Source organism: Streptomyces sp. NRRL B-24085 (assembly GCF_001282115.1).
GTDB lineage: Bacteria > Actinomycetota > Actinomycetes > Streptomycetales > Streptomycetaceae > Streptomyces.
This window is the reverse complement of the sequence record NZ_LJBR01000475.1, coordinates 1-10,201: the sequence shown is the minus strand read 5'-3', so window position 1 is coordinate 10,201 and position 10,201 is coordinate 1. Positions and strand designations below refer to the sequence as shown.

General features: G+C 71.3%; 11 protein-coding genes. 10 read left to right on the top strand and 1 reads right to left on the bottom strand.

Going from position 1 to position 10,201, the window contains the following annotated elements; genetic code table 11:
• Positions 1 to 85 precede the first annotated feature (85 nt).
• Positions 86 to 352, top strand: a complete 267-nt coding sequence (locus AOJ26_RS37155; RefSeq protein WP_078960173.1) for a hypothetical protein — start codon at positions 86 to 88, stop codon at positions 350 to 352.
• Between the two features lie 67 nt (positions 353 to 419).
• On the opposite strand, the gene AOJ26_RS37150 is transcribed toward AOJ26_RS37155, so the two are convergent.
• Complete coding sequence (locus tag AOJ26_RS37150) at positions 420 to 2,099, bottom strand: chitinase (RefSeq protein ID WP_053852763.1); 1,680 nt, start codon at positions 2,097 to 2,099, stop codon at positions 420 to 422.
• 244 nt (positions 2,100 to 2,343) lie between these two features.
• Here AOJ26_RS37150 and AOJ26_RS37145 point away from each other — a divergent pair, with 244 nt between their 5' ends.
• From AOJ26_RS37145 to AOJ26_RS37105, 9 genes are all read left to right on the top strand, one after another.
• Entirely contained in the window at positions 2,344 to 3,231 is an 888-nt protein-coding gene (locus tag AOJ26_RS37145; RefSeq protein WP_078960172.1) for a hypothetical protein, read from the top strand.
• Between the two features lie 66 nt (positions 3,232 to 3,297).
• Positions 3,298 to 4,005 (top strand): Flp pilus assembly protein CpaB, encoded by a 708-nt coding sequence (gene cpaB, locus AOJ26_RS37140; RefSeq protein WP_053852761.1) that lies wholly within the window; start codon positions 3,298 to 3,300, stop codon positions 4,003 to 4,005.
• 9 nt (positions 4,006 to 4,014) lie between these two features.
• Positions 4,015 to 5,265 carry an AAA family ATPase gene (locus AOJ26_RS37135; protein ID WP_053852760.1) on the top strand — a complete coding sequence of 417 codons (1,251 nt, stop codon included), beginning with the start codon at positions 4,015 to 4,017 and terminating at the stop codon, positions 5,263 to 5,265.
• Positions 5,262 to 5,633 (top strand): TadE/TadG family type IV pilus assembly protein, encoded by a 372-nt coding sequence (locus AOJ26_RS37130; protein WP_053852759.1) that lies wholly within the window; start codon positions 5,262 to 5,264, stop codon positions 5,631 to 5,633. The genes AOJ26_RS37135 and AOJ26_RS37130 overlap by 4 nt, the downstream gene beginning before the upstream one ends.
• 1 nt (position 5,634) lies before the next feature.
• Positions 5,635 to 5,988, top strand: coding sequence for a TadE/TadG family type IV pilus assembly protein (locus tag AOJ26_RS37125; protein ID WP_053852758.1), 354 nt, complete (start codon positions 5,635 to 5,637; stop codon positions 5,986 to 5,988).
• 13 nt (positions 5,989 to 6,001) lie between these two features.
• Complete coding sequence (locus AOJ26_RS37120; protein ID WP_053852757.1) at positions 6,002 to 7,339, top strand: CpaF family protein; 1,338 nt, start codon at positions 6,002 to 6,004, stop codon at positions 7,337 to 7,339.
• Between the two features lie 11 nt (positions 7,340 to 7,350).
• Complete coding sequence (locus AOJ26_RS37115) at positions 7,351 to 8,295, top strand: type II secretion system F family protein (RefSeq protein ID WP_053852756.1); 945 nt, start codon at positions 7,351 to 7,353, stop codon at positions 8,293 to 8,295.
• A gap of 13 nt (positions 8,296 to 8,308) precedes the next feature.
• On the top strand, positions 8,309 to 9,199 hold the full coding sequence (locus AOJ26_RS37110) for a DUF5936 domain-containing protein (protein WP_086724816.1): 891 nt from the start codon (positions 8,309 to 8,311) through the stop codon (positions 9,197 to 9,199).
• 12 nt (positions 9,200 to 9,211) lie between these two features.
• The coding region (locus tag AOJ26_RS37105) for a histidine kinase (protein ID WP_420713320.1) at positions 9,212 to 10,201 on the top strand (990 nt) is incomplete at its 3' end.

Sequence of the window (10,201 nt, the reverse complement as noted above, 5' to 3'; positions counted from 1 at the left end):
GCGGCTCCCGGTTTCGTGACCTCCGGCGCCCCCGTCGGCCTTCGCCGCGCCGCCTCCCCAGCAGGCCGTCGAGGGGCCGGAGTTCATGGCCGTGGACCGCCACAACTCCGTCGTGGTGGACTCCGCGGGCGTCGCCTTCGAGGACCACGGCGCCTCCGCGGAGTTCCCCTGGAACGAGATCCGCAGCGTCCACTACAAGGCCGGCCCGAACGGCAAGACCCTGATGATGGCCGTCATCCACCTCGACGGGCGCTTCTACGAGTGCGTGGTCGACGCGAAGAGCCGCGACACCCTGGGCCGCTGGTTCGCCCAACTGGCGCCGGTCCTCGGCTACTACAAGCCGCTCGCGTGACGGGCGGACGGGCCGGAGGCCGCCCCGGTGAGGCGGGGCGACGACCCGGCCGCGTCCTGACCCACGGCTACGGCAGGCCGTGCACGTGCGGTCCCACCGCGTTGGACCAGGCGTTGCCCGCCGACGCGTCCCAGTTCGTCGACCAGGTCATGGCGCCCCGCAGGTCGGGGTAGGTCCTGGCCGGCTTGAAGGAACCGCAGTTCGTCCCGCGGGTCAGGCAGTCCAGGGCGTTGTTCACCACGGTGGGGGAGACATAGCCGCTGCCCGCCCCGCTGGTCGACGCCGGCAGGCCGAGGCCGACCTGGGAGGGCGACAGTCCGCCCTCCAACTGGATGCAGGCCAGGGCGGTCAGGAAGTCCACCGAGCCCTGCGAGTAGACCTTGCCGTCACAGCCCAGCATCGAACCGCTGTTGTAGTACTGCATGTTGACGACGGTGAGGATGTCCTTCACGTTCAGCGCGGTCTGGAAGTACGCGTTGGACGTCGACTGCATGTCGATCGTCTGCGGTGCCATCGTGAGCACCAGCGAACTGCCGGCCTTCGCCGCGAGCGACCGCAGCGCCTGGGACATGTAGGTCGCGTTGAGCCCGTTCTCCAGGTCGATGTCGACGCCGTCGAAGCCGTACGTCTGCATCAGCGCGTACACCGAGTTCGCGAAGTTCGCCGCCGAGGCCGTGTCGTTCACCGCGACCGTGCCGTTCTGGCCGCCCACGGAGACGATGACCTTCTTGCCCGCGGCCTGCTTGGCCCTGATGTCCGCCTTGAACTGGTCGACCGTGTACCCGCCGAGCCCGGCCGAGTCCAGGTTGAAGGTCACGGCACCCGGAGTCGTCGTCGCGTCCGCGAACGCCACCGCGATGATGTCGTACTGCGACTGCACGGCCGACAGCTTCTGGACCGTGGCCCCGTTGTTGAAGTTCTGCCAGTACCCGGTGACGGCGTGCTTCGGCACCGAGCCCCCGCCGCTGCCCGTGGCGGTCGTCCTCGCCGTCACGCTCCCGGACCGGCCCGACTCACCCGCCGCGTTCGTCGCCGTGACCTGGAAGGAGTACGACGTCGACGCGGCGAGCCCGGTCACCGTCGCCGAGGTCCCCGTCACCGCGGTGACCTTCGTGCCGTCCCGGTAGACGTTGTAGCCCGTCGCCCCGGACACCGCGTTCCAGGCCAGGGAGACCGACGAGGACGACGTGCCCGAGACCGTCAGGCCGCCCGGCGCCGCGGGGACCGTCGGTGCCGGGTCGCCGCCGCCGCCCCCGTCCGGGCCGAAGACCGAGACGTCGTCGGCGAAGTACGCGGCCTGTCCGTACCAGCCGTGCGTGTACACCGTCACCGAGGTCGTCGAGGCGCCCGTCGTGAAGGTGGTCGTGAGCTGCTTCCAGGAGGCGGAGTCCGGGGTCCAGGTCGACACGTCCGTCGTGCCGGTGCCGGTCGCGCCCAGATAGGCGTAGCCGCCCTGCACCCACGCGCTCAGCGTGTAGGTCGAGCCGGGCTTGACCGCCACCGTCTGGGCGCAGCGGGCGTTGTCCTGCCCGGCCGGGGTCGCCTTCAGCGCGGCCGAGCCGCCGTGCACGGGGGAGGAGACCGTCGTACCGCTGCTCGCGGAGCAGGTCCATCCCGACAGGCCGGACTCGAATCCGGCGTTCTTCGCGTTGTTGACGTCGGCGGCGGAGGCGGGGCCCGCGAACCCCAGGGCGAGGGCCGCGACCACGGCTGTCGTCCCGAGCCGTCTTCTGCTGAGTATGGGCATGACAAGAGAGTTGGTCCAGACCAATCTTCTGTCAAGGGAGGTGGACGCAACTGGCTCTTCTCCGGCCCGCGCACGTGGCAAGTGCGCCCCATCTAGGCGGGAATCGCCCGCTTTTGATCCCGCAGACAGGTCAGGAAGTCACAGAATCGCTGTTCTCCGGTCACAGAGCCGTGGTTACAGTGCTCAGGTAGTCACGCAGTGAAGTCGACCGGGTGCGCCGGAGTGATCCGTCGGACCCACGGGCATGGGATACGGGGAGCTGCGCGTGCCAACTGCCATCGCAGTGACCGGTGCCGACATGGCGCTGCCGGCGCAGGACGAGCGGACCCTGCCCGCCGTCGTGCTCGACGGCCTCGACCGGCAGCCGCTGGACCACTCGCTCGCCGTCCTCCAGGCGCTGATCGACCAGCACGGCCATGTGGTCGTCGTGTACTCCCGTGCCGTGCCCCCGGCGGTGGACCAGCGGCTGCGCACCGTGCGGTCCCTCCTGGAGAGCGACCGGATCGCCCTGTTCCGGCCGGACCTGCCGCCCCTCGGACTCGCCGTCCTCGCACGCCAGTTGAGACAGCTCGCCTCCTGCGACCTCAGCCCCGGCGTCCTCGCCTCGGCGGGCCGGCTGCTCACCCACTACCTCCACGCGGGCGCGCTCCTCGGCTCCGTGGCCAAGCTCGACCGGGTCCCCGTCGGGCTCAAGTCGCACGCCAAGTCATGGGTGCCCGGCAGCCAGTTCGCCGTGCTCGCCCACCCGCAGCCGCAGCTCGTCAGGATCGCCCCCGACGCGGCCCTCGCCGGCCCGGAGTTCGCCACCTCGATGCTCGTCGCCCGCGGCCAGCTCCAGTCCGACTGGGTCTCCGGCAGCCTCGCCAAGTCCTGGCGGATCCAGGGGCTGCGGGAGACGCCGCTGCCCGCCGAGTCCGCCGAGTGGTGGGGCACCGGCAAGCTGATCGAGTTCTGCACCTTCCTGCCCGACCTGTCCGTCCTTTACCAACTGGTCACCTCGGTACGGCAGAACATCTGTCACTGGTGCGGTATCGACGTCATCGGAGACCGCTGTGTCTTCTGCTCGGCCACCGCACCGGTGCCACCGGCCCTCCAGCAGGAGCGGCCACAGCAGCAACTGCCCGCCGGGTGAGCCGTACCGGATCGCCCCCGTCCCCGATTCCGCTCGACCGAGCCCCCCAACGAGGTTGTACGGTTCATGAACTCCCGTCAGCGCCGCGGCGTGATACTCCTGCTCCTGTCGGTCCTGGGCGCCCTCGCGGCCTTCGCCGGCGTGCTCTCCGTCATCGACGACGTGAAGTCCAAGGTCGGCCCCGAGGTCACGGCGTACGAGGTCAAGAAGGACATCGAGCCCTACACCCGGCTCACCGCGGCGCAGTTCGAGAAGACCGAGATGCCCGAGCGCTGGCTCTCCGCGAACGCGATCACCGACCTCGACGCCGTCCGCGACAAGATCGCCGTGACGACCCTGAAGAAGGGGTCGCTGCTCCAGAGCGACATGATCGTCGACCAGCCCGCGCTCCAGCCCGGGCAGCAGGAGGTCGCCATCATGATCGACGCGGCGACCGGCGTGGCCGGCAAGATCACACCGGGCTCCGCGGTCAACGTGTACGCGACCTTCGAGGGGCAGAAGGAGGGTGATCCCGACCAGTCCAAGATCATCGTGACGAACGCGCGCGTCCTGGACGTCGGCGACCTCACCCCGCTCCAGCCCGACGCCGACGACCGCACCCGCGCCGCCACCGAGGCCCGCCCCATCACCTTCGCGCTCTCCGCCCTCGACGCCCAGCGCATCACGTACGCCGAGTCGTTCGCCAAACGGGTCCGCCTCGCGCTGGTCGCGCCGGGCGAGACCGGGACCGTGCCCGAGCAGCAGCGCACGTACGAACTCGCGAAGGACAAGTGAGAGGCCGCCATGCCCACGAGGATCCTCCCGGCAGTCGGCGACGCGGACGCGGTCCGCTCTCTCACCACGCTGCTCAGCCAGCTCCCGGACGCCGAGCCCGTCGCCCCGGTCACCGACTCCACCCAGCTCATCGACACCCTCGCGCGCCTCGCGTCCGAGTCGATCGACGAGCTGCCCGAAGTCGTGATCGTCCATGAGCGCATCGGACCCGTCCCGGCCCTGGAACTCATCCGCGAGGTCGCCCTCCGCTTCCCGGCCGTCGGCGTCATCCTCGTCACCTCCGACGTCAGCCCCGGCCTCTTCCAGGCCGCCATGGACTACGGCGCCCGCGGCCTCATCGCCCTCCCGCTCGGCTACGAGGAACTCGCCAACCGGGTGCACGCGGTCGCCCAGTGGTCGACCGGCGTACGACGCCACCTCGGCGCCGCCACCGACGTGTTCACCGGCGTCGGCGGCACCGTCGTCACCGTCAGCGGCGCCAAGGGCGGTGTCGGCGCCACCACCACCGCCGTCCAGCTCGCCCTCGCCGCCCAGGCCTCGGGGCGTGCCACCGCCCTGCTCGACCTGGACCTCCAGACCGGCGACATCGCCTCCTACCTGGACGTCCAGTTCCGCCGCTCGGTCGTCGACCTCGCCGCCATCACCGACATCTCCCCGCGCGTCCTCGCCGACGCCGTCTTCCCCCACGACACGGGCCTCGCGCTGCTGCTCGCCCCCGGCGAGGGCGAACGCGGCGAGGAGGTCACCGAACGGGCCGCCCGCCAGATCGTCAGCGCCCTGCGCTCCCGTTACGAGGTCGTCGTCGTCGACTGCGGGGCACAGCTCAGCGGGGCCGGCGCGGCGGTGGTGGAGATGGCCGACACGGCCCTGCTCGTCACCACCCCGGACGTGGTCGCCGTGCGCGGCGCCAAACGTGCCGTGCGCATGTGGGACCGCCTCCAGGTCCGCAAGGCCGAGGAGACCACCGTCGTCGTCAACCGCCACAGCCGCGGTACGGAGATCCAGCCCGCGCTGATCCAGAAGATCACCGGCACCGGGGTCGCGGCGACCGTGATCCCGGCGAACTTCAAGGAGCTCCAGGGCGCGGTGGACGCGGGCCGGGTCCACGAGCTCGACGCCAAGGGCACGGTCAAGCAGGCCCTGTGGACGCTCGCCGGCGAACTGGGCCTGGTCAAGGGCACGGAGGCCAACTCCCATCGCAACGGCGGCCGGGAGCGGGGCTCGCTGACCTTCCGGCGGCGCAAGGAGCTGGGGAGATGAGGGCGCGCCGGGACGAGGGGCAGGTGACCGTCGAGTTCCTCGGGATGACCCCGCTGATCCTCGTCACCCTGGTGCTGCTGTGGCAGTTCGTGCTGCTGGGGTACACCTACTCGCTCGCGGGGAATGCTGCGGACGAGGCGGCACGGGCGGGGACGGCGGTGCCGGCCGGGCAGAGGGCGGCGGCATGCCAGGAGGCGGGCACGGACAAGCTGCCGGGCGCGTGGAGCGGCACGGTGAGCTGCACGACCGGCGGCGGCTACGTCAGGGCCACCGTCACCCTCCAGGTTCCCGTCCTGTTCCCGGGGGCGATCGGCTTCCCCTTCGACGTGGAGGGCCACGCGGGCGCGGTGGAGGAGGACAGGGACTGAGATGCCGTACTCCCGGAAAGGGCTTCGCGACCGGGGCCAAGTGGCCCTCGAATACCTGGGGTTCATCCCCATCCTGATCCTCGTCGCCATGGCCGGCGTCCAGATCGGGCTCATCGCCTACACCGCCCAGCAGGCCGGCACGGCCGCCAGGGCCGGGGCGCGGGCCGCCTCGCTGGACCGGAGCGCCCAGGAAGGCTGTGTGAACGCCATCAGCGACTGGCTGTCCGTCGACTGCGCCGAGGGCGGTGGCGGCGACTCGGTCACCGTCACCGCCACCGTCCAGATCCCGTCGCTCGTGCCCGGCTGGGACTTCGACCCCGCCGTCAAGACCGCCACCATGCCGCTCGACCACTGAACGAGGTACCCCCATGAGTCTGCGGTCCCGCATCAACACCCCCGAGGAGAACGGCAGCCGGGGCGAGGACGGCCACCTGGTCTCCTCCTACCGGGCCAAGCTCCTGGAGGAGATCGACCTCGCGGAGATGAGCTCGCTGGCGGCGGCCGAGCGCCGGGCCCGCCTGGAGCGGGTGCTCGGGCACATCATCAGCCGCGAGGGGCCGGTCCTGTCGACCGTCGAACGCTCGCAGCTCATCCGGCGGGTGGTCGACGAGGCGCTCGGCCTCGGCATCCTGGAGCCGCTGCTCGAAGACGCCTCCATCACCGAGATCATGGTCAACGGACCGGACTCGATCTTCGTCGAACGCGCGGGCCGGGTCGAGCAGTTGCCGCTGCGCTTCCCGTCCCACGACCAGCTCATGCAGACCATCGAGCGGATCGTCTCCACCGTCAACCGCCGGGTCGACGAGACGAACCCGATGGTCGACGCGCGCCTCCCGTCCGGCGAGCGCGTGAACGTCATCATCCCGCCGCTCTCCCTGACCGGCGCGATCCTCACCATCCGCCGCTTCCCCCGCTCCTACACGCTCCAGGAGCTCGTCGGCTTCGGCTCGCTCGACGAGAACATGCTGTACCTGCTGGCGGGCCTGGTGCAGGCACGCTTCAACATCATCGTGTCCGGCGCGACGGGCACCGGGAAGACGACCCTGCTCAACGCCCTGTCCGGGCTCATCCCCGAGGGCGACCGGATCATCACCATCGAGGACTCCGCCGAACTCCAGCTCCAGCAGCGCCACGTGGTCCGGCTGGAGTCCCGGCCGCCGAACGTGGAGGGCCAGGGCCGGGTCACCATCCGCGACCTGGTCCGCAACTCGCTGCGCATGCGCCCCGACCGGATCGTGGTCGGCGAGGTCCGCGGCGGCGAGTCCCTCGACATGCTCCAGGCGATGTCCACGGGCCACGACGGCTCCCTCGCCACGGTCCACGCCAACAGCGCCGAGGACGCGCTGATGCGGCTGAAGACCCTGGCCTCCATGTCGGAGGTGGAGATCCCCTTCGAGGCCCTGCACGACCAGATCAACAGCGCCGTCGACGTGATCATCCAGCTCACCCGGTTCGCCGACGGCGCCCGCCGGATCACCGAGATCGCCCTGCTCGACAGCCACGGCAGCGAGCCGTACCGGCTGGCGACGGTGGCCCGCTTCGACGCCCAGCCGATGGCGGCGGACGGCCGGATCTACGGCCGGTTCGCGTACTTCCCGCTCCCGCGCCGCACCGTCGACCGCCTCTACATGGCCAGCCAGCCCACCCCCCAGGCCTTCGGCGTGGCCCAGTCCGCGGCCCAGTTGGCCCTCCGAGAAGCCAGGTAGGACCCACCCCCATGGACCTCCAGACCCTAGTCAGCCTCACCGTCGGCGCCACCCTGCTGACGTGCGCCCTCGCCGTCGTGGGCGTCCACTTCTACGCCAGGGGGCGGGCCCAGCGGGCGGCACTGGTCGACCGGCTCACGGCCGCGGGCCAGGTGCCCTACACCGGCCGTCGCCGGCACTTCCGCGACCTGGACCGCCGGCTGCGCCGCACCCGGCTCGGCCGGGAGCTGGAACTGCGGCTGGCGGCGACCGGCCTCGACGTGACACCGGGCGAGTTCTTCGCCGCGATGATCGGGCTCGTCGGAGGACTGTGGCTGATCGGCCAGGCCACCCTGGCCCCCTTTTTCGGCCCGCTGGCCGGTCTCGCCGGTGTCTGGGCGGCCGTGCAGTTCCTCAACTGGCAGCGGCAGAAGCGCATCGAGAAGTTCATCAACCAACTCCCCGAACTGGCCCGCATCCTGGCCAACGCCACCCACGCCGGCCTCGCCCTGCGCACCGCGATCGGCATGGCGGCCGAGGAGCTGGAAGCGCCCGCCGGTGAAGAACTCGCCAACGTGGCGAACCAGTTGGCGGTCGGCGTGGCCATGGAGGACGCGCTCGACGAGATGGCGAAGCGGCTGCCGTCCCGGGAACTGGTGGTCCTGGTCACGACCCTGGTGCTGTCGAACCGGGCGGGCGGCCAGGTGGTGAGCGCCCTCAGGAACCTCACCGAGACGCTGGAGGAACGCAAGGAGACCCGGCGGGAGGTCCGCACCCAGCTCTCCCAGGTGAACATGACGTCGTACGCGGTCCCGGTCCTCGGCATCGGCTCGCTGTTCCTGATGAACGGCGTCAAGGACGGCGCGCTGGAGCGGATGACGGGATCACCGCTCGGCCAGGGCGCGGTGATCATCGCGTTCGCCCTCTACGCGGTGGGCTTCGTCCTGATCCGCCGCCTGTCCCGGATCGACGTCTGAGGAGGGGGCGGCTGTGACCGGAATCGGACTGGCCCTGCTGATGGCCCTGAGCGTGTGGGGCTTCTTCGCCGGCATCCGCATGTACCGGGCGGAGGCGAAACTGCCGAGCGACCTGGTGCTGGCACTGGAGGTCGGATCGACCCGCACCGGCGCGGTCGACTCCCTGATCGACCGCATGGGCATGCGCTACGCCCCCGCCGTCCTGCGCCTGATGGGCCCCAAGCAGGTCGCCAAGTACCGCCGCAGGATCGACCTCGCGGGCAACCCCGGCGGCCTCACCATCAACCGCTACGCGGCCCGCAGGGCGGTGTACGGCTTCCTGGGCGCCCTGGGCTTCCTCGTCTTCCTCCTCCGCGGCCAGATCCTGGTGGCCCTGCTCCTGCTGGCGTTCGGGGCGTTCTGGACGGAGGTCGGCATCTGGTCGGCGATCCGGGTCAGGAAGGACGTCATCGAGCGCACCCTCCCCGACTTCCTCGACGTACTGGCCGTGGTGGTCAGCGCGGGCCTGGGCTTCCGCCAGGCCCTCGACCGGGTGGCCTCCAAGTACGAGGGCCCCTGGGCCGACGAACTGCGCATCACGCTGCGTCAGATGGACCTGGGGATGAGCCGCCGCCAGGCCTTCGCGGAACTGCGCCGACGCAACGACTCCGAACAGGTGGCGATGTTCGTGACGGCGCTCCAGCAGGGCGAGGAACTGGGCGCCCCCATCGTGGACACCCTGGTCTCCCTGGCCAAGGACATGCGCCGCACGGACGCCCAGAACGCCCGCCGCAAGGCCGCCCGCGCGGTCCCCAAGGCCACCATGATGATCACCACGTTCATGGTCCCGGCCACGATGCTCCTGCTGGCGGCCGGACTGCTGCTCGGCTCGGGCACCGACTTCGGCTCCGTCACGGGGAAGTAGGGGGGCCGGGCGATGTCGATGACGGACGCGCGAAGGCGCCGGCAGGTGACACCGGCGCGGGTGAGGGCCGAGGACGGACGCGGGGCGCCGGAACCGGACACCCACCCGGCCGAGGACCCGGCACGGCCCGCCGACGTACCCGCCCTGGACCTCCAGGTCAACGCCCTCCAGGCCATGTGCCGCCAGGTCTTCGGCTTCCGCCTGGCGATGATCGCCCTGGCCGCCCCCGCCGCCCTCCTCAACGCCAACCCCGGCCTCGGCACCCGCCTGGTCGGCGCCGCGGTGGTCGTCACCTTCATGGTCTCCTACGCCCTCTTCCGGGACTGGGAACGCTTCGGCCCCCTTCTCCTGCGCCACCCCACCCTCCTGGCCGCGGACACCCTCTTCGCGAGCCTCCTCCTGATCTCCGCGGGCCCCGACACCACGCTCGCCTACGTCAGCGTCTGCACCCCCCTCCTCGCCGGCATCGCCTACAGCTGGCGGGGCGCCGCGGTCTTCGCGTCCCTCCAGTCCCTGATCCTGCTGCTGGCCCAGACCGCCCTCCCGCACCCGGCCACCACGCCCGCCGACGTCCTCCTGCTCCCCGGCTTCTGCGTGATCACGGGCGCGGTCGGCTCCACCCTGCGGGGCCTCCTGCTCCGCTTCGGCACCGCGACCCAGGCCCTCACCGCGATGAAGGCCCGCCTGGCGGTGACGGAGGCGATCGGCGAGGAACGGGCCCGCCTGGCCCGGGAGATGCACGACTCGGTGGCGAAGACCCTGCACGGCGTGGCCCTGGCGGCGGAGGGCCTGGCGGCATCGGCGGCGGCCCCCGACCCGGACCCGGCCCTGCTGCGGCAGCAGGCCGACCTCGTGGCCCGGGCGGCCCGCAGGGCGGCGGCGGAGTCCCGTGAACTCCTCACGGACCTGCGCCGGGACCCGTCCGCGACGACGGACCTGCTCGACGAACTGGCCTCCCGCACAAGGAACTTCAGCGACCGCACCACGCTCCCCACGATCTAC